The following is an 18,980-nucleotide window of genomic DNA, read 5'->3' as shown; positions in this document are numbered from 1 at the left end:
CTGGCATCGATATCGGGTCCGGCACGGGGCGCCCCCCGCTCCTGCCGGCGTGGTTTCGCGTGTTCCGTACCCAGCCGGACCCGATGTATGCGGGCACGGAAAGGCCCCGGTTACGGCTGCCGGCGGGGCAGCAGGAACCGGGGCCTGCGTGGAAAGCTGGCTTATCCGGCGTCGAAGCTTTCGTCGTCGTCATTGGGCGATTCTTCTTGCGGAAGGTCGTTGCCGCTGCCGTCCGGGATGCCCGTGGCTTCCTGGCCGGACTCCGAGGAGTTCGGCGCCGACCCCTGGGAATCGTCGTTGGACTCATCGATCTCCGCGGCACTGGACGGGAGGTCCATGTCGTGCGGGACCGGGTCCTGGCCCGTCCCGGACTGCGGTTCGTTGGTGTCCGCGCCCGCCGGCGAAGCACCGCCGGACTGCCTGGCGCCGCTGCTGGACTGCTGGCCGCCCTGAGTGCCCGCCGCTTCCTGCTCGGCGGTGGGGGTGCCGTAGCCGCCCGGGGCCGACTCGGGTTCAGCCTGCTGGTTTTCCTGCGTCATGCTTCCTCCTGTTGTGCGTTGCCGATGGTGCACGGGTAATAATCAGTAAACTTATCAAATGTGGGCACAGGCGCAACGGGCAGCCGCCTTTCTGGGTACGGGAGGAGTAGAAAGAAGACGTGGGTCCCCGCCGCAGAGGAAGGAGCGCCGATGTCCGATGTTGAGGACTACACCGGCCGCACGGGCCGGAACGAGACCCGCGAGGAGCAGCTGGACCGCAACTGGGCCGAACTCCTCCAGGAGTTGCGCGTACTCCAGACCGGCGTGCAGATCCTTGCCGGCTTCCTGCTGACACTGCCATTCCAGCAGCGGTTCGAAAAGCTGGACGACTGGGAGGTTGGCCTCTACCTCGCCAACGTGGTGATTGCCGCCCTGACCACGGCCTTCATCCTCCTCCCGGTCAGCGTGCACCGGCGGCTCTTCCGGAAGCGGCTCAAGGAGACGCTGGTTTCCAGCGCCGACACCATCACCAAGATCGCACTCGGCGGCATTGCCCTGTTGAGCGCCGGAACCGCCGCCCTGGTCTTCGATGTCGCGGCAGGAAGGTCTGCCGGCGTCACGGCCGGCGGTGCACTGCTGGGCGTCATGGTAGTGATGCTGGTGTTCGTTCCCCTTCGCCTGAACAAGCGGGCCACCGGGAGGATCCTTCCGCCGGCAGGAAGCAAGGAGTGATGAATGCGCAAGTGGGCTAAAGAGCATGGACTGCTGATGGCCAACCTTGGCCTGTTCCTCGTGTTTTTCGTGGGAATGGTCCTCTCCGGCGCGGCGTCCTACAGCGAAGACCAGCAGGCCCACGGCGAGCCCGCCGTGTCCGTGCTCCAGTTCCTGGGCACGGGCGCGTTCGTCGAGGCCACCTTCGAGAACTGGGAATCGGAGTTCCTGCAGATGGGCATGTACGTGGTCCTCACGGTGTTCCTGTTCCAGAAGGGCTCATCCGAGTCCAAGCCCATGGGCAAGCGGGCACCGCAGGACCAGGACCCGCGGGACGCGCAGATCAGCAGTGCCACGCCGTGGCCGATCCGGCGCGGCGGGGTGGTGCTCAAGCTGTATGAGCACTCCTTGTCGATCCTGTTTTTCGTTCTGTTCCTTGCCTCATTCCTCCTGCACGCCGGCGGCGGCGTGGACGAGTACAACCAGGACCAGCAAAGCCACGGCCAGCCCGCCATCACCTTCCTGCAGTATCTGGGAACCAGCCGGTTCTGGTTCGAATCCTTCCAGAACTGGCAAAGCGAGTTCCTGGCCGTCGGGGTCCTGGTGGGGGCGTCGGTGTACCTCCGGGAAAGAGGGTCCCCGGAATCAAAGCCGGTTGCCGAACCAAATTCTGAAACCGGCGCCTGAGGCGCCCCTCCATGCCGCCGGTCAGGCGCCCTCGAGCACCTGGCTTGTTGCCCAGGCCAGGTACTTGCCGGCGTTTGCCACGGCGTCTTCGGGGCTGGATGCCACGTCCAGCAGCTGCGCCGCGGCGACCACTCCGTGCCCGGCCAGGTCCTCGAACGTCACCAGGATCCTGCCGGCCACCACAATGACGGGAATGCCACGCTCCCGGGCCGCGTCCGCGAGCGCGATCGGCGCCTTGCCGGTCAGGGACTGGGAGTCCATGGACCCCTCGCCGGTAATCACCAGGTCCGCCTGGTCCAACTGGCCGGCCAGGCCGGTCAGCCCGGCCACCAGCGCAAAACCGCCTTCCAGCGAGGCATCAGTGAAGGCAAGGAACGACGCCGGGAAGCCGCCGGCGGCGCCCGCGCCGGGGACGTTCACGTCCCGGCCCGTAGCTTCGCGCAGCACCGACGCCCAGTTGCGCAGCCCGGCGTCGAGCATTTCCACTGCATCCTGGTCCGCACCCTTTTGCGGGGCGAAGACGTGCGCAGCCCCGGACGGCCCATACAGCGGATTGCGGACGTCGACGGCGATGCGAAAGGTGGTGGCGGTCAGGCGCGGGTCCAGTCCCGTCGTGTCCAGGGTTGCGACGTCGCCCAGCGAACCGCCGCCCAGGGGCACCACATTGCCGGCCGCGTCCAGGGGTTTCAGGCCCAGGGCGCGGAGGGCGCCGCTGCCGCCGTCCGTCATGGCGGATCCGCCCAGGCCCAGGACGATCTCGGTGGCACCGGCGTCGAGGGCCGCGGCAATGAGCTGTCCGCAACCGTAGCTGTGGGCACGCAACGCATTCGCCGGGATTGGTTCCATCTCTGCCAAGCCGGATGCCTGGGCGGTCTCGATCACGGCGGTGACCGTGCCGTCACCGCCCTTATGGATGGCCCACGCAGCCCCGAGCGGAGCGAGGATGGGGCCCACCACGGCCTTCAGCCGCTCCTCGTAGCCAGCCGCCACCGCAGCCTCCAGGGTGCCCTCGCCGCCGTCGGCAATGGGGAACTGGGTGGCGACGGCGTCCGGGTACACCCGGAGAGCTCCCTCGGCGATAAATGCGGCCGCCTCGGCTGCCGTCAGGGACCCCTTGAACTTATCCGGAGCAATGAGAATGCGCATGCGCTCCATCATGCCAGCAAGCGCTGGGAAAGCGCTTGCCTGATCCGGGATGCGGACTTCCAGTGTGCCGGGGCCGCCTACCCCTCACGCCATTCGTTGCCCCTGAGGTGCGAACCCGCCTGCGGACCCATCTGCAGCATTCCGCCATCGACCACCCAGGCAGCACCCGTTACATAGCTTGAGGCCGGCGAGGCGAGGAAGGCGATGACGTCGGCGATCTCCCTCGCGTGGCCCGGCCGGCCGAGTGGCACCCCCGGGCGCTCCGTCGTCGTCGGATCCTGGTCCTCCTGCCCCGTCATGGGGGTGGCGATCTCGCCCGGGGCCACCGTGTTGGCAGTAATGCCATACTGCCCCAGCTCCAGGGCCAGGGTCTTCATGAGGCCGCCCAGGCCATGCTTGGACGCGTCGTAGGCGGAGGAGCCAACGCGGGGCTGGAACTCATGGACGCTGGACACGGCCACCAGCCGCCCTCCCTTTCCCGCCGTGACCATTCGGCGCGCCGCGGACTGCAGGCAGGCAAAGGCCCCGTTGAGGTTCGTGTCCAGGATCCGCATCCACTCGTCGATTCCCATGTCCAGGAACCTGGTGTTCGCACCCGTGCCCGCGTTGTTCACGAAGACGTCCAGGCCCCCCAGTTCCCCGGCGAGATCATCAACGACGGCCGCCGCGGCACGGAATTCCCTTGTGTCCAGTTGCCGCACCACGGCCTTGCGCCCCAGGCCGCGGATTTCCCCGGCGGTTTCCTCGGCACCCGCCTTGTCCGTATGCCAGGTGACGCCCACGTCCATCCCGTCCCGGGCCAGCGCCACGGCTGTGGCCTTGCCGATGCCAGAGTCGGAAGCGGTGACGATTGCGGTGGTGGGTGTGAAGTTGCTGGTATCCGGCATGGCGGGGCCTTTCGGTGGGTCAGGCAGGGCGGCGGAGGTCGGGCTGGTAGGACTCGTCGTCACCGTCGGTGGAGGCTTCGGCCTCCCGGGGTGGGGGCGCCAGGTCCGGCCGTTCTTCCCGCACGGCCATGAGGGGCACCGCGAAGGTCACCACGGGCCGGCTGTCGGCGTCGTCAGCCGCCCTGATGGTCAGGCTCCTGGTGCCGGGCGGCACGGAGGGGGCGAAAACCTGCAGGTTGCGCGTGCCGACCGTGACGGAGTCCTGCAGCGCGTATTTGGTACCGAAGTGGTCCTGGAGCATCAGCCGGGGTTCCGGCGAGTCCCCTGAGGGAAGGTGGATGTTTACCACCAGGCCCGAGGCCCAGACTTCCACGGACAGGACGGTGAATTCGGTGGCTGACGTGACGTGCCGCCCGTAGGTGGGAGGCAGCAGCATCCGGCGAAGGTCTCCGGATGGGATGAGGTTGCTCATGATCGTTCCTGTGGGTCTTGCGCCGGCGGCCGGCCGGGGCGCCGGGGGGGTGTCCGGCGCCGCCCGAACGCTGGGGCGCGGTTGCGGCTCGGGCGCTTTTCCGGCTGGGGTCTTCCAGCCCGGAAGAAGTTGAAGGGGCGCCGTCGCTGCGCTGTTCCTGGTTGATGAAATTCAGTTCCGGGAGCCGAAGGTGTCCACCCATTCCTCCCAGCCGGCGTGGCCATCCTTTCCCCCGGACAACTAGTAAGTCTACTTACCAGCAAGCCTCCGGTTCGCGTCCCTGTCAAGGGGAGGGGAGGGATCTTTGCGTGCCGGCTGCGGGCATTGCGGCATTTCCGTGCCCGACGGCCCGGGGACGTGGGTGGCCGGGCTACCGGCGGGGGCGGACCACTGCGTAGTACCCCGGCACCCGGTCCTGGCCGGGTACGCCGGTCACGGGGTTGGTTTCGATCGCCGTATGGCCGTCTTCCAGGAGTTCCCAGGCCGACGCCGGGAACGCACGTTCCCGCTCTTCGGGACCAAAGTGCCCTGGCATGGGCAGTCCCCGGATGGCCAGTTCCAGCGGCGCCGGGATGCCCCGGGTGGTTGCCCCAAGGTGGGACACATACTCCACCGGGTTCCCCTGGAAGTTGGTCTCCGCCATGAAGACGGTGCCGCGGCGGCCCGCCAGGAGCCGGAGGTTCTCGACGAGGGCCACCTGATGGGCCGGGGCCAGGACGTGCAGGACGCCGCGGATGAAGGCGTTGGCGCCGTCACCGCCCGCGTTGATGGACTCCGCCAGGGCCGCCCCGGCCCCTTCCGCCGTCATGTCGCGTGCTTCAAAGGCCGTGTTGCCGTGTCCGGCGGACTCCGCCCGGGCCCTGGCGACGGCATGCGGGGAGACATCCACCCCCACCACGCGCGGAAAGACCTCCGCGAGCGCACGGGTGAAGCTGCCATGGCCGCAGCCGGTGTCCACAACGGGAAGGGCGGGGTCCAGGTACTGCAGGAGACTGTCCTTGTAGCCCAGGAACTCGTGGTCGCTCCCCGAATCCCACAGGACCTCCCCGCCCGGGCCGGTGGCCGTGATGCGTGCCCAATATGCGTCCCACGCTTTATGCCTGTCCTTCGGCGCGCCCCTGGACAACCTGACCAGCTTGGGGATCATCAGGTACTTCTGCAGGACGGACCGCGGCGACTTCGTTGGGGAGGACACGGCTCAAATATATGTTCCCTGCCCGGGAGACGGCGTTGCTTCAGCCACATTACGGCGCGCCTTTCCCGACGCGGCACGGTATGCGGAGTGCAACGCCGGGGCCGCGCGCTCTGGACCGGCGCGGCCCGCGTCCCCCTAGAATGTACTCAACTGGGAGGAAGGGATCACTGTGACGGCTGTGCCGAGTGGCGTGCGCCTGGCCCGTACCGCCGTCGTCGCCGATCCCAACGCCCGCCGGCTGGCCCGCAATGCCCAGGCGCTGCGGGATGCCGGGTACGGCGTCCTGGAGGCCTCCGACGCCGCCGGACTGGCCGCCCTGCTGGACGCGGGCCAGCCCTCCGTCGTCGTGGCCGATGCGCTCCTGGCCTCTGTCCAGTCCGCGGCGCCCGTCCTGGTCATGGTGGATCTGGACAATCCGCAGGAGATCGCGGCGGCCACCCGGGCCGGCATCCACGACTGCATCACCAAACCGCCGGAGCCCAAAGAGCTGGTCCACCGCGCCTCCGTCCTCATCGAGCAGGTCACCCGGCGGCGTTCCTCCCGGCAGGTGGCCGAGGGCCTCCGCGAGCAGCTGCGCGAGGTTTCTGCCGCAGTACGCGCCACCAACGATCCGCAGGAGATCGCCAACCACGTGGTCTCCGGCTTCGGCCGGACCTTCAAGGCCGACCATGTGGTCCTTTCCACCTTCGAGGACCCCCGCGTCCCGGTAATCACTGCCAAGTGGCACCGGCAGGGACTGGTGGAGCTGCCCGAGGGCGCACTTCCCGGCGAGGACGAGGCGCGGGCCGCGGCAGATGCCCTGTGGGCCGGCGCAGAAACACTCTCCGCGGATGGAACGGAACCCGAGTCCCGTGCCGCGGAAAAGCCCGCCCGGGCCATCGCCGGAGCAGCCTCGACGCTGGCGGTGCCCATCGGAGAAGGCAACTCTTCCCTGGGCATCATCTGGATCGCCATGATGGACCGGCCCCGGACCTGGTCCAGCGCCGAGCTGGGGCTGATCCAGCACGTGGCCGGCAACGCCGCCTACGGGCTCATCCAAAGCCACCTGATCAGCAGCCAGCAGCAGGTGGTCAAGCAGCTGCGGGACCTCGACAAAGCGAAGACGGATTTCCTGGCCACGGTGAACCACGAGCTGCGCACCCCGCTGACCTCGATCATGGCGTACCTGGACATGATCCAGGAGAGCACCGAGCACCCGGTGTCCAGGGAAGTCCACCAAATGCTGGACATCGTGGTCCGCAACACCGAACGGCTCCGGACACTCATCGAGGACATGCTCAGCGTCTCCCGCGGCGGCCTGGACACCACCGAAATGCACCTGGCGCCGGTGCGCCTGGGACGCACCCTGGACCTGGTGGCCGCGGCGCTCCGGCCGCTGGCGACACTCCAGAACGTCACCATCGACGTGGACCCGGTTCCGGAGGACCCGGAGATCCTGGCCGACGAGGTGCAGCTGCAGCAGGTATTCACCAACCTCGTGTCCAATGCCATCAAATTCACGCCCAGCGGCGGCCGGATCGAGGTGGGCAGCGAATCCCTCGCCGCGGCGGACGGCTCCAAGTGGGCCACCGTGCGGATTGCCGATACCGGCATAGGCATCTCGGGTGACGAAATCGACCATGTGTTCACCAGGTTCTACCGGGCTTCGAACGCGATGAACGGCGCCATCCCTGGAACAGGGCTGGGCCTTGCAATCTCCAAGGACATCGTGGACCGCCACGGCGGCCGGATCGACGTCGCCTCCACGCTGGGCATCGGGACCACCGTCACCGTCAGCCTCCCCCTCGGCACTGACCGCGCCCAGGCCAATTAGGCGTCAAAGGAGGACTGGCCATGTTTGCCAATGACGACCCCCGGCTCTCCCAGCTGCTCGAAGGCATCGTCAAGCTTGCCTCCGGCGACCTCACGTCCCGGATAGAGGTCTCACCGGCCCGGGACGAACTCGATGCGATCATCATGGGCACCAACCTGCTGGCCGAGGACCTGCAGGTCATCTACGAGGAACTCGAGCAGCGGGTCCAGGTCCGGACCCAGCTCCTGCACGAGGCGCACCTCGAGATGCAGAAGATGGCCATGCAGGACCCGCTGACCGGGCTGGCCAACAGGTCTGCCCTCCTTGAGTCCCTCCGCACCGCACTGGAAACTCCGGCCACGGCGGACGCCGAGCGCGTGCCGGAGGGGCCGGCCATCCTGCTGATGGACCTGGACGCGTTTAAGTCCATCAACGACAGCCTGGGGCACACCGCCGGCGACCAGGTCCTGATGACCGTGGGCGAAAGGCTGCGGAACGCGGTGCGGGCGTCCGACGTCGTCGCCCGCCTGGGCGGTGACGAATTCGCCATTGTCATGCCGTCGGCGTCGGCAGACCAGGCAGCCATCGTGGCGCACCGCATCCTGGCGTCCCTGAACGATCCCATTGAGCTCCCCGGCCGGAGCGTGCGCTGCGGTGCCAGCATCGGCCTCAGCGTCGGCAGCGAGGGCCAAAGCCCGGAGGACATGCTGATGGAGGCGGACGTCGCCATGTACGCCTCCAAAGCCGAAGGCCAAAACAAGCTGCACCGGTTCGAGCCGGCGCTGCTGCTGATGCGCAGGCTCCGCAGCCAGCTGGTGGATGACCTGCGGGCCGCCATCAAGAACGATGCCCTGACGCTCCACTACCAGCCTGTGGTGGAGCTTGGCACCGGCCGGATCGAGGGCGTGGAGGCGCTGGTCCGGTGGAACCACCCCACCCGGGGCTTCATCATGCCGGACGAATTCATCCCCCTCGCCGAGGAGGCAGGCCTGATCTCGGAACTGGGCCTCTGGGTCCTCAAGGCCGCCGTCAGGCAGCTGCGGGCCTGGATTGATGCCTCCCTGGTGGACAGCAGGTTCTCCGTTCGCATCAACATCTCCGCCACCGACCTGCAGAGCCTTCAGTTCATCGAGGACGTGCGCAACACCCTCAAGGAGACCGGCGTCAGGCCCGAACAGGTTGTCCTGGAGCTGACCGAAGTGGCAATCGTCAAAGGCAATGAGCTGGACCGGTATTCGCTGGGAGGGCTCCGCGGCCTGGGCGTGGGCATCGAAATCGACGACTTCGGGACCGGCTACTCTTCCATCAGCTACCTTCGCCGGCTGCCGGTGGACCGGGTCAAGGTGGACCGGTCGCTGATCACCGGGCTCGAGAGCGATCCCAACCAGCCCGCCCTGGTGGCGGCCGTCCTCCAACTGGTGCGGGCATGCGGGCTCGAAGCTGTGTGGGAGGGCGTGGAAACGGCGGAGCAGGCCGAGATACTGCGCGGCCTGGGCTGCCGCAGCGCCCAGGGTTACTACTTCAGCCGCCCCGTTCCCCCGGAACAGATTCCGGAACTGCTGGCTGACCAGCAGGAAAGCGCTAACCAGTAACGCAAAAACTACTGCGCTTTTCCGGCCGCCGTTATACGATCAGCGTGCGGTGTCTGCTTTTTCGCCGCCTCGAAAATCAGGTTGGCAGCACCGTTCTTTTATAAGGCGTTTGGACATTTGAAAATTTTTGGGCCATCGGGTCATTACTTCGTCAACTGGGGGCGTTGCTAATGTCGGTTCGGGTACAGGCATGGGGAATTATCGCCGCCGTGCTGGCGGATACGGATCCTGCGGGAGCCGCGGTCCGGCAGCGGCTGAGCAACAGCCTCGATGAGAATCCCGGCGTGCCCGAGCGGGCCCTGCTGGAGTATCTCCTCGAGACCCGGCGCAGCGACGCCAACATGGTGGAAACCCTGGATACTGCAAGGGAGATGCGCCTCACGCCGCCGGCGCTTCCGCCTCATTTCGCGGAACAGCTTGACGCGATCCGCAGTACCTCCCGGATCAGCGCGCTGCTCGAAAACCAGATGCTGATGACCGCCTTCCAGCCGATCTACGGGCTGGCAGGAAAAGCGGTGGTGGGCGCCGAAGCGCTCTCCCGGTTCGTCAGCGATGACGGCGCGGCCGCCGAATTGTGGTTTGCCGAGGCCGCCGCCGTGGGCCTGGGTGCCAACCTGGAGTTCTCGGCCCTGGGATCCGCTGCGGCGGCCGCCCGGGACCTGCCCGGGAACCTGTACGTGTCCCTCAACATTTCGCCCACGTCCTGCATGGATCCGCGGCTGCCGGAACTGTTCGACCACATCGATCTTCCCATCCACCGGGTGGTCCTGGAACTGACCGAGGACATTCCGGAAGAGGAGTACCTGCAGTTCCTGTCCGCCATCAATCCGCTGCGGGAAAAAGGGCTGCGCATCGCGGTCGATGACACCCACACGGGAGCTGGCGCGCTAAGCCGCATGATCCACCTGAAGCCCGACTTCCTCAAGGTGGGCCGGAACGTGATCGGCGACGTCGACAAGGATGGACTGCAGCGGGCACTGGCTGCCTGCCTGGTGGACTTCACCGACCAGATCGGCATCACCCTGGTGGCCGAGGGCATCGAAACCGTGGGTGAGCTCAAGGTCCTCACCGAGCTGGGCATCAGTGCCGGGCAGGGGTACCTGCTGGGCCGGCCGTCGGTGCGGCCCAAGGACTGGGCCAGCTGGAATACGCGCCTCGACGTGGACGGACTGGAGCGCCAGCTGGCGGGCCAGTCGGAACCACGGGCCGTTCCCCGGCGCGCTGAGTCTTCCTGAAACCACTTCAGGGCAGGTGGGGCAGCGGGCGTTAGGCCCACCGCCCCACTGACGGTCCGGGCCTTATTCGGAGTGGCCCTGGTCCCTGCTCATCTGGCCCTCCGCCGGCGGCGTCTCTCCCGGCGGCACTCCCCCGCCGGGCTCCAGGCCGGTGACGTTGCCGTCCAGCGGATCCGGGTTGGGTGAGCCGGCAGATTCCCTGCTGCGTTGCTCCGCCAGGCGGGGCTGCGCGGCTCCCACCTCGCCCTTCCCCGGACGGTCGGGGTTGGCGGGGTCATTTTCCGGATGGTAAGTGCTCATTGCTGTCCTTCCTCTCCGGCTGCGGTTCGTTTCCCCAGCACTGGACTAATTGTAAGCATGCTGACAATTCTGGGGGACTAGGGCCGGAACGCCGCAAATGCGATGGAGGCCGGGCAGCAGAAGGCACCCACCGAACAGGACCGGGCCTAGCCGGCGGACGCCGGCGGCCCATCATCCCCGGTGGGCCACTGGCCGCGGGCGCGCAGCACGTCGCGGAGCAGGTCCGCCCGGTCCGTCACAATGCCGTCCACGCCCAGCTGGAGAAGGCGGTGCATTTCGCCCGCATCGTTGATGGTCCACACGTGCACCACCAGGTCCAGGTCATGCGCGCGCCGGATGAAGCCCGGGGTGACAACGGGAACCCGCCCGTAGCGGACGGGCACCTGCAAGGCGTGCACGTCCCGGAGGACCCTGCGCATCAGCCGGTGGAATACCGGCCGGGGAAGTATGGGACCCAGCAGTGTGAACAAGGCATTCGAGGCCACCCCGGCGGAGGAGGCTACCGGCTGGCTGAGCAGCTTGAGTACCGCCCGCCTCCGCCGGTCCGAGAAGCTTGTGACCAGCACGCGGTGGTGTACCTGGTGCCGCTCGATCGCGGCAGCAGTGCTCCGGACTGAACTCCAGTCCTTCACGTCCAGGTTCAGCCGCGCGTCCGGAAGCTGGGAAACCAGTTCCTCGAATGTGGGGATGGGTTCCCGGCCGTTGATCCGGGCCTTGGCCACGTCCGCAGCGGGGAGTTCAGCCACCCTGCCCTTGCCGTCGGTGACGCGGTCCAGGGTTTCATCATGGAACAGCAGCAGCACGCCGTCCGCGGTGGTGTGCACGTCTGTTTCGAGGTACCGGAAACCGAGTTCGACGCCGGCGCGGAACGCGGCCATCGAGTTTTCCAGGCCCTCAGCCGAGAATCCCCGGTGTGCCATCCCGATGGGAAGCTGCCGCCCGGCGTCGTCAGGGTGCTCAAAGAAAGGCAGGCTCACACTGCGAGCCTACCTCCAGCGTTCACGGCTGGAACCCGCCGTCAGTCCAGGCAGCCCGTCTCGCCGCAGGGAACGATGTCCACGCCATCGCCGCAGTGCAGCAGGGTCCGCCCTCGGCCGGCGTCCAGGTGGACCCAGACCGCGGTGTGGTCCGCCGTGATGGTGTCCACCACGCCGCCCGCCTCAAACCCGGGCGCGAACTGGACCCGGACCCGGTCCCCCTGGCGCAGCTGCTTCCAGTGCGGAGCGGGCGTTGCTTTGCGCAGCGGCGCGTCGGCTGCGTGCTGACTGACGTTTCTTGCCATGGTTGCCCCCTTATCGAGCCGGCGGGAGGGTGCCTGCTCTCCACGCTTCACGCTACGGCGGGAAGGTAAACGCCAGGTGAGCGCGAGCTGTGAAGTTGGGGGTGCGGGGCCCGCCCGGCGGGGTCAGGAAAACTGGACGCCCAGGGCGGCGAGCCGCGCCTCCAGAACCTGGGCCACGCCGTCGTCGTCAAAATGCGGCGCCTGCTGCCCCGCCGCGCGGATGGCCTCCGGATGGCCGCTGGCCATCGCGTAGCCGTGGCCGGCCCAGCGGAGCATCTCAATGTCGTTGGGCATGTCGCCGAAGGCCACGACGTCGGCGGCGCCGATGCCCAGTGCGGCGGCGTATTCAGCAAGGGTGACGGCCTTGTTAACGCCCGGCAGGGACAGTTCCAGCATGGCAACGCCCGGTGAGGAGTGGGTGGTGGCGGCCAGGTGTCCGACGGCGGGCGCCACCTCGGCGAGGAAGTCGTCCGGGGTGCCTTCGCGGACGATGGCGAGGAATTTGACCACGGCGTCCTTGTCGGTGAGTGTGTCCCGCAGCGGGGCGGGGGTGAACTCGGCGAGGAGTTCGCTGGATTCGTTTTCGATGAAGCCCGGCTCCAGGTGGAAGCCGGCGAGTGTTTCCGCGGCAAACAGCGCGGCCGGGCGGAGCGCCTTGATGATGCGCCGGGCTTCCATGACGGTGTCGATCGCGAGGGTGCGCGCGGAGACCAGGCGGTCCGCTTCAAGGTCCCAGACCACGGCACCGTTGGAGCAGATCACGCGGCCGGTGTGGCCCAGCTGCTCTTCGAGCGGGTGCAGCCAGCGGGGCGGGCGGCCGGTGACAAACACCAGTTCGACGCCGGCGTCACGGCAGGCGTGGAAGGCCCGGACGGTGCGGTCGCTGATTTTTCCGTCGTGTCCGAGGATCGTTCCGTCAATATCGCTTGCAACCAACCGCATCCTGCAAGTCTACGTGGGGTTTGGCCGGCGTCGTCCGGCCGGTTGCCCCAGGCTGGAAGCGCCCCTGGTTCAGACGACTCCGCCGGGTGCCCGATGTCAGTCGCCGGGGCTACACTGAAACTATCGAACATATATTCCCATTAGCTCTCGGTGCGTCTTTTCTTATAGGACAGGGATTCGAGGAGGAAGACACCTGTCCTTGACGGGCCTCCGTTGAGGCTGTTGGAGTAGGGCCAGCGCTCGGTCAATGCCGGTGCTGTTCTCAAGATGCTTCGGTCTAGCCTTGGCGGCCCCAAGACCGTGCAGCTTTGCGGGCGGTCTTACGGGAACCGAAGAGACTTTGGAACGTGACTCACCGCGGTCAGACATGAAGTGGCTCGACAGGACGCCAATCGGTGACGCGGTTCTCCTGTCTTGGAAAACTGTTGTTTTTCGAGACGACATCAGCTCCGCCCTTTGCAATCACATGGCCACAGTCGCAATGAATGAGAGTCCTGACAAAATGTGCGGAGCCAGGCATTGGAACCACGCCCGGCCCCGCCAGCGGACAGCACGATCTGCCATTTGGCCTAGGCTTGGCTCATGAATAACTCCAAGAGAGCTATGCTCATTTGGTCGCTGGGGGCAGTTATTTTTTCTCTCCTAGGCGTCTATACCGCACTGGCTTCCGCCGGCACCTGGTATCTCGTGCTTTCGGCCGTCATTCTTCTTCTGGCAGGCGTTGTCTTTGCTTCAAAAGCAATCCTGACCATTCGCGCGGATGAAAAGCCCAGCCCTTCATAGTCAGGTATGTCTTCACGGTCGCTGCCGATCGTTGCCGTCTGTTCCCCTTCGCGGCCTTGGGCGTACCAGCTTCGGTTGTCGTTGCGGCAGGCATCGAGATTGTTCAACCACTCCGAGAAGGAGAACTGTGCTTGCCAGCGACACCTGGAAGAAGATCCGAACGACGACCGCCTATAAAGGCTTTGTGACGATCAACCGTCAAACCTATGAAGAACCAAGTGGAGCCGTGACCGACTGGGACGTCATTGCCGGCCGTGACTCTGCAGCGACCCTTGCATTCACACCCGCAGCAAGCCATGTCGTCCTCTTCGAACAGTTCGGCGTTGGACCCGAGAAGACACTCCTCGAACTCCCCGGGGGTACCTCAATAGCGACGAGCAGCCCATGGATGCAGCGCTTCGAGAGCTAAGAGAAGAAACCGGCTACCACCCAGAATCAGCCTTCTACGCTGGTTCAGAATGGTTTGCTGCAAACTCGTCACGACGTAAGCACCTTGTCATCGCGGCCAACGCATCCGAAGAATTTGCAACGACCTGGGATGAGTCTGAATCCGGCCACGTGCACCTTCTTCCTATCTCGGAACTCATGGATCTTCTTGTCAGCGGAGAACTCACCGACGCTGGTCTTGCTTGCCGCGGCCTTGCCGCTCTCGCACGCAGCAATCCCGAAACGGAAGTTCTTGCAGATCTACGTGATCGCATCCGCCAACTTCTAGTGGCCCCTTAGTAGCTGCGGCGTATCAGTCCTAGTCACAATTTTGGACCGGTGGGAAATTTCGATGAACGCTTCCTAGGACGGAATATCTGTCGGTTGTGGACCGGCTTGCGGGGCGGTTAGAGGTCAGCAGCTTGGCGCCGTCTGTTTTTCATTAGTAGGTGGGCCTTCCGGTTTGTGAGGGCTATGCTTCGCCAATGGGGAACATCAAGGAATGGAAAGTGCAGCCGAGATTGCTGACTAATCGCCGAGCCCTCTTTGGGCTGTTGGTGGCGCTGGTGGCATTCCTGCTGTTGTCCGTAGTGGTGCAGGTGTGGGTGTTGCCGGGGGCGGTGGAGCGAGCGGTCTCACTTTTCCCTGAAGTCAGTACTCTTGCTGGCCCGGCCATCCTGTGGGGCGTCTGCGCGGTCCTCTGCTGGCAGGTCATCGCCGTGATTGGGCTGCAGCAGGTCCGACGCGTCCTCGAAAGTCGACCAGGTTCATCCTCTACCAGGTGGATAGGTGCGATGATCGGCTGCCTGCTCGTATTCACCGCGCTTGTTGTGCTCGCTTTCATCGAGCTGAACGACGCAGGTTACACGTCTCCTGGAGTGATGCTCGGGCTTATCGCGGGAGGGCTCTTGGCTCTGATCTCAGCGGGAGCTCTAGCCCTTTTTCTTGGAACCAGCCGGGCACTGAACCTGCCCGCGCACACTTAGGTGGACGACAGCCCGGCGGTAACCGGGGCGTCTGGTAACGGATCGCCTACCGGACACTGACTCTCTAGCCACTGCCAGCCGAAAGGGTCACCGTCGGGTTTCGCGGAGGGCGCCGTGTGCTCGTGCCAGCCGCTCTTCCAGGCGTTTGTTTTTGTCGGTCAGTTGTCGGATTCTTTGGTGGGCGAGCTCGAGGCGCCTGTGGATTGATGCCTCGGATGCGCGAACATCTGGTCCCGTGGGGGTGCTTTTGACGGGCATTTTCCTTTGTTGGAGCTGCTCCAGCAGATCCGGTTGTGTGTAGAGCCACGAGCGTGAAACGCCTGATCTTCTCGCCAGTTCACTGATGGTCACGGGTTGTGTGGTTTGTCCCAGTTGCTTGAGTGCTTCCTGCACTTGTTGACGGGCCCGGGCGGATCGACGTCGTGTGGCTGCCAGGAGGTGCTGGCTGTTGTCAGTGTGCATCGATGTTGTTTCGCTCCCCGGTGCTTTGGATGGTGTCGATGATGTTTTGCAGGTTGGTAGCGACTTGGCTGTTCATCTCGACGACGCGGGTTTGTCCGGCCGATTCGGCTTGGGCGATGAGTCTTTTCGTGGAGCGTAGATGGTCGAGGTGCTCAGTGAGGAAATCGGGGGTGGTGACGAAGACCGGGCACGTTAGACAGGCATTGGCATGGGGGCAGGCCTGTTGCAGTGGCAGACCGCAGTAGCCGTTTGGCAGGGCCATAGTGACTCGGCCAAGGTTTTCCTTCATCCATGCTGCGTCGTTGATTGCGGCGTCCTGCGCCGGGTTCACGATCTCGCCGTGAATCGTGATTTTCCTTGCTTGTTCCCAGTGACGGCGGACTGTTTCGTCCTTTAGCCGGGCGTATCGGGCGGTCATTTCGTGTGATTCGTGGTCGAGGAGTCGGCGGACCACTTCTTGCGGGACGTCGGCGTTGATGAGCCGGGTCGCATATGTGTGTCGGAGTTGATGAGCGGTGAAGCGGAACGGACGGCCTTGCTCATCGTGGAGTCCGATTGTCTTCTGCCAGGTCTGGATGTGGCCGGCGGCAGTGCCGGGGTTCCATGGCCGATCGCCGGTTGTGGAGGTCGGGCCCGGGGCGAGGTAGCGGGCGTCCGGCAGGACTGCTTGGACTGCGTTTATCTGCTCGGTGATCGCGGCGGCGAGTTCGTCGTCGATTGGCAGGGTCGCTTCGCGGGACATTTTGTGGTTGAAGTAGCGCAGGTAGGGGGCGTTCTGGTGGTCGCTGAGGAGGCAGTCGATTTCCAGGCGGTATGTGTCGGAAAGGCGTAGACCGGTGCGGGTGAGTATCTGCATCATTAGCCGGTGCGGCTGCTCCAGTTGCGCGAGAGCCTTGGTGTCTTCAATCTGGGCCATGATGAATTCCGGGAGTGCCCGGGGAAGAGCTGCAGTGCGGCGGGGGTGGTCGCTGGAACGGATTACGGCAGACGCCGGCAGGTCTGGTTGCCAGTTGTTTTCGCGGATAGCGCGCAGGAACAGGGCTGTTGAGCTGAGCGAGTAGCTGCGGCTGGCCGGGCTCAGGCGGAGCCGAAGCAGCAGGTTGAGGTAGACCTCGATGCTTTCTCTGGTGAAGTCCTGCACCCTTCCCTTTGCGCCGGCATGTTCGGTGAAAGCATCAGCCAGGCGGTGAAGGGCCGTCATGTCCCGGTTGAGTTGGGAGTAACTCGTGCTTGTTGAGATCCGCCACCGGATGAAACGCTTTGCGAGCAGCCTTAGCCATGGCTGCGGGATGGCGCCGAAGCGCAATGTGCCTCGCTGCCCGGTCCGGCCTCGGAAGCCCATGACTTCAAGCCGCCAGGCATCGCGTTCGAACTCGGAGGACGCATCCGGGGGTTTCAGGAAGTGTTCCAGTGCCGCGTGCAGGGCAGCGTGCGCCCGCCGCATTTCCTTGGAACCCTTTTGGATTTCTGCGCTTTCTAAGGGCAGCTCCGTGAGCAATGACCCTGTCTCCTGTTGTCTCAGAAATTTGATCAGGTCGCGTAGGTCTTGTAACCGGAAGCGTCGACGGCTCCGCGGGCTGGATGCCAACAGTTGAAGAGATAGGGCCAGCTCGACGCGGAGCTTTTCCTGCAGGCCGGTGAGGTCGATTTTTTCAGGATTGGTTTTGGGGCCTGACATGGTCCGGAATTCATCGAGCGTGGGTTGGCCGAGTTTGTTCCACCGGCCGAGGTGTGTCTGGCACAGCTGTCTGGTGCTGAGGAACCGGGTGCACCCGTCGATGCTGCAGATCGGGTACAAATTTGCCGTCAGATCCGGGTCATCGAGGACTATCACTGCGGCGTCGAAGCGTGGTGATAAGGCAACGCGCATGCGTGGCAGGACGTCACTGGGGCCGGCAGAGACTCCCCTCGTTTTAGTCCGGTTCATCTTGTGCCGCGTTCCAGGAACGGGGATTCATTGCTGGTCTCCGGGCGCTGAGGAATCCAGCCTGCCGCAGCCAGCGCCTTCCGCAGGTGCTGGACGTCGATATGGGAGTACGTGTCGATCGTGGTTGCGACGGATGAGTGGCCCAGAAGCTTTTGAACGACCTCCGATGGGACGTTCCTGCGAAGCAGGTCTGTGGCATAGGTGTGGCGGAACTGGTGTGGCGTGAAGTGGAATCCTGTGCGGGCACGCAGGCGGGCGACCAGGTCAAGGACAGCCTGGTAGGTCATTGGGCGGCCGACGGGCTCGGCCCAAAGATTTACGAAAACATAGTCGCAATCCAATGTCCCGTACTCCTCGAACAGGTAGTCCGCGAACAGCCGCACCAGGCCAGGCTGGATGGGAATGTCGCGGTCACCAGTTTTTGCCCTGACGTTGTTGGCGTTTTGGCGGAAGCGCACCTTCACGAGGCACTCTGCAGAATCCAGGTCACTGTGACGGAGCCCAAGCGCTTCGCCTATCCGCATTCCCGTCCCAGCCAACAGGGCGAAAAGCAACCGGTCCCGCAGGTGGTCGCAGGCGTCCAAGACCGCCGATACCTGTTCGGGGGTGAGAATCCGTGGCATTCGAACCGGCACCCGCCGCTTCAATTCCTTCCCCGGCCGCCCCTGGCCGCCAAGATGTGCCAGCAACGGTTTCCATGATCTTCCGCCGCCACGACGGCCCGTCAGCGCCGGGAACTCCAAGACCTCCCCATGCTGATGATGGAACCGATAGAACGACCCGACAGCGGAAAGCTTGCGATTGATCGTCGCGGCCGAACAGTGCTGCGCCCCAACTTCCAGCCGCCGCAGTTGTCCCCCTCTCTCATCGGGAGCGAGTTGCAGCCAGTTAGCGAAGCGGCCAAGGTCCTCCAGCTGCACGTCTCGCCACTGGACCTGGGATCGCTCAAGGAAGGTGAAAAAGTCCCGCAGGTCGAAGGCATAAGACCTAACAGTCCCAGGTGACGCGTCCAGATGAGCCAGGAAACGATCGACCGGAGCCACGACATCGTACGAGGGATCGGTGACGGTCCACGACTCCCCTCCATTGCGCTGAAGCACTCGCTGAACGGACCAGGGCATCGCGGCTCCTTGGAGGCAGGTTCCTGTAATGGCATCCGGTCTAACAGGCGCAATTGACTGAACCGTGAACTCGTGGACAACACTCCAGATAACACTTCGCGAAGCCTGGCGTGACTGTCGTAGGCCACTCCTAAGCTACGTCAAAGACATCCAGCCGAAGGCTGAAGGAAACATATTTTCGAATAAAGGTGTGTTGTGGGCGTTATTGTCGGTCCCCGCGTGGTAGATGCGGGTGCCTCGTTGTTCTCGGTGCTGATCTCGCCAGTGGCGGTCGCAGCCGGTTTTCCGTCGCCCGCCCAAGACTATTTCGACGGGCGGATCGACCTGAATGCCCACCTGATCATTCTTTAGAGGGTTCAGGGGTGTTGTGAACTCGGGAGTGGGCGCAAAGGAATTACGGGGGCAGATCCAGATTCCTCCTTCACGTTGTCCAACCTCCGAGTCAGCCTGTCGGTTTTGAATTGTTCTTGTCGTAGTTTGTTAGCGGCCATGAAAAACTGCCCATAGGCGGCCACGAAAGTGCCCACTGACGGCCAGTAAAACTGCCCGATGGTG

The 18,980-nt window shown here is 64.9% G+C and carries 19 protein-coding genes and 1 pseudogene; 9 read left to right on the top strand and 11 right to left on the bottom strand.

From position 1 onward, the window contains the following. Window positions 1–161 precede the first annotated feature (161 nt). The gene (locus tag PV772_RS10685) at window positions 162–539 is read right to left on the bottom strand and encodes a hypothetical protein (protein WP_307358602.1); all 378 of its coding nucleotides are present in this window, start codon (window positions 537–539) and stop codon (window positions 162–164) included. A gap of 150 nt (window positions 540–689) precedes the next feature. Here PV772_RS10685 and PV772_RS10680 point away from each other — a divergent pair, with 150 nt between their 5' ends. Together PV772_RS10680 and PV772_RS10675 are read left to right on the top strand one after the other, a co-directional pair. Beyond that, window positions 690–1,211 carry a DUF6328 family protein gene (locus PV772_RS10680; protein ID WP_141158641.1) on the top strand — a complete coding sequence of 174 codons (522 nt, stop codon included), beginning with the start codon at window positions 690–692 and terminating at the stop codon, window positions 1,209–1,211. Between the two features lie 3 nt (window positions 1,212–1,214). Continuing rightward, on the top strand, window positions 1,215–1,877 hold the full coding sequence (locus tag PV772_RS10675; RefSeq protein WP_141158642.1) for a DUF6766 family protein: 663 nt from the start codon (window positions 1,215–1,217) through the stop codon (window positions 1,875–1,877). A gap of 21 nt (window positions 1,878–1,898) precedes the next feature. On the opposite strand, the gene PV772_RS10670 is transcribed toward PV772_RS10675, so the two are convergent. The 4 genes from PV772_RS10670 to PV772_RS10655 all read right to left on the bottom strand — a co-directional run bounded on the left by PV772_RS10670 (window position 1,899) and on the right by PV772_RS10655 (window position 5,529). Continuing rightward, a complete protein-coding gene (locus PV772_RS10670) occupies window positions 1,899–3,023 on the bottom strand; it encodes a glycerate kinase (protein WP_347886113.1) in 1,125 nt (374 codons plus the stop codon). Between the two features lie 77 nt (window positions 3,024–3,100). After that, window positions 3,101–3,910, bottom strand: coding sequence for an SDR family oxidoreductase (locus PV772_RS10665; RefSeq protein ID WP_347886112.1), 810 nt, complete (start codon window positions 3,908–3,910; stop codon window positions 3,101–3,103). Window positions 3,911–3,929: 19 nt separating this feature from the next. Next, on the bottom strand, window positions 3,930–4,382 hold the full coding sequence (locus tag PV772_RS10660; RefSeq protein ID WP_347886111.1) for a hypothetical protein: 453 nt from the start codon (window positions 4,380–4,382) through the stop codon (window positions 3,930–3,932). Between the two features lie 370 nt (window positions 4,383–4,752). Further along, the gene (locus tag PV772_RS10655; protein ID WP_347886157.1) at window positions 4,753–5,529 is read right to left on the bottom strand and encodes a class I SAM-dependent methyltransferase; all 777 of its coding nucleotides are present in this window, start codon (window positions 5,527–5,529) and stop codon (window positions 4,753–4,755) included. Window positions 5,530–5,746: 217 nt separating this feature from the next. Here PV772_RS10655 and PV772_RS10650 point away from each other — a divergent pair, with 217 nt between their 5' ends. From PV772_RS10650 to PV772_RS10640, 3 genes are all read left to right on the top strand, one after another. Continuing rightward, window positions 5,747–7,390, top strand: coding sequence for an ATP-binding protein (locus tag PV772_RS10650; protein WP_347886110.1), 1,644 nt, complete (start codon window positions 5,747–5,749; stop codon window positions 7,388–7,390). Between the two features lie 20 nt (window positions 7,391–7,410). Next, window positions 7,411–8,961 carry an EAL domain-containing protein gene (locus tag PV772_RS10645; protein WP_347886109.1) on the top strand — a complete coding sequence of 517 codons (1,551 nt, stop codon included), beginning with the start codon at window positions 7,411–7,413 and terminating at the stop codon, window positions 8,959–8,961. 170 nt (window positions 8,962–9,131) lie between these two features. Next, window positions 9,132–10,196 carry an EAL domain-containing protein gene (locus PV772_RS10640; RefSeq protein WP_246839809.1) on the top strand — a complete coding sequence of 355 codons (1,065 nt, stop codon included), beginning with the start codon at window positions 9,132–9,134 and terminating at the stop codon, window positions 10,194–10,196. A 63-nt stretch (window positions 10,197–10,259) separates the two neighbouring features. On the opposite strand, the gene PV772_RS10635 is transcribed toward PV772_RS10640, so the two are convergent. From PV772_RS10635 to PV772_RS10620, 4 genes are all read right to left on the bottom strand, one after another. Beyond that, complete coding sequence (locus PV772_RS10635) at window positions 10,260–10,496, bottom strand: DUF6480 family protein (protein WP_141158648.1); 237 nt, start codon at window positions 10,494–10,496, stop codon at window positions 10,260–10,262. Between the two features lie 146 nt (window positions 10,497–10,642). Beyond that, window positions 10,643–11,416, bottom strand: a complete 774-nt coding sequence (locus PV772_RS10630; protein ID WP_141183504.1) for a glycerophosphodiester phosphodiesterase — start codon at window positions 11,414–11,416, stop codon at window positions 10,643–10,645. 98 nt (window positions 11,417–11,514) lie between these two features. After that, complete coding sequence (locus PV772_RS10625; RefSeq protein WP_347886108.1) at window positions 11,515–11,778, bottom strand: hypothetical protein; 264 nt, start codon at window positions 11,776–11,778, stop codon at window positions 11,515–11,517. A 123-nt stretch (window positions 11,779–11,901) separates the two neighbouring features. Then, a complete protein-coding gene (locus PV772_RS10620; protein WP_141158650.1) occupies window positions 11,902–12,720 on the bottom strand; it encodes an HAD family hydrolase in 819 nt (272 codons plus the stop codon). A gap of 582 nt (window positions 12,721–13,302) precedes the next feature. On the opposite strand from PV772_RS10620, the gene PV772_RS10615 reads away from it, so the two are divergent. The 3 genes from PV772_RS10615 to PV772_RS10605 all read left to right on the top strand — a co-directional run bounded on the left by PV772_RS10615 (window position 13,303) and on the right by PV772_RS10605 (window position 14,915). After that, a complete protein-coding gene (locus PV772_RS10615; protein WP_347886107.1) occupies window positions 13,303–13,503 on the top strand; it encodes a hypothetical protein in 201 nt (66 codons plus the stop codon). A 276-nt stretch (window positions 13,504–13,779) separates the two neighbouring features. Then, on the top strand, window positions 13,780–14,229 hold the full coding sequence (locus PV772_RS10610; protein WP_347886156.1) for an NUDIX domain-containing protein: 450 nt from the start codon (window positions 13,780–13,782) through the stop codon (window positions 14,227–14,229). A gap of 185 nt (window positions 14,230–14,414) precedes the next feature. Then, window positions 14,415–14,915 (top strand): DUF2975 domain-containing protein, encoded by a 501-nt coding sequence (locus tag PV772_RS10605; protein WP_347886106.1) that lies wholly within the window; start codon window positions 14,415–14,417, stop codon window positions 14,913–14,915. A gap of 451 nt (window positions 14,916–15,366) precedes the next feature. On the opposite strand, the gene PV772_RS10600 is transcribed toward PV772_RS10605, so the two are convergent. Continuing rightward, window positions 15,367–16,875, bottom strand: a complete 1,509-nt coding sequence (locus PV772_RS10600) for a tyrosine-type recombinase/integrase (protein ID WP_347886105.1) — start codon at window positions 16,873–16,875, stop codon at window positions 15,367–15,369. A 425-nt stretch (window positions 16,876–17,300) separates the two neighbouring features. Further along, window positions 17,301–18,425: a tyrosine-type recombinase/integrase gene (locus tag PV772_RS10595; RefSeq protein WP_347886104.1), complete on the bottom strand. Its 1,125-nt coding sequence runs from the start codon at window positions 18,423–18,425 to the stop codon at window positions 17,301–17,303. 195 nt (window positions 18,426–18,620) lie between these two features. On the opposite strand from PV772_RS10595, the pseudogene PV772_RS10590 reads away from it, so the two are divergent. Next, window positions 18,621–18,767 (top strand): annotated as a pseudogene (locus PV772_RS10590) (LexA family transcriptional regulator); the annotation flags it as partial. Window positions 18,768–18,980: the final 213 nt, after the last annotated feature.

The sequence above is a fragment of the Pseudarthrobacter sp. CC12 genome (genome assembly GCF_039907755.1).
Lineage (GTDB): Bacteria > Actinomycetota > Actinomycetes > Actinomycetales > Micrococcaceae > Arthrobacter > Arthrobacter niigatensis.
Note: the sequence above shows the minus strand (reverse complement) of the source record. Positions and strands in the feature narration are given on the sequence as shown.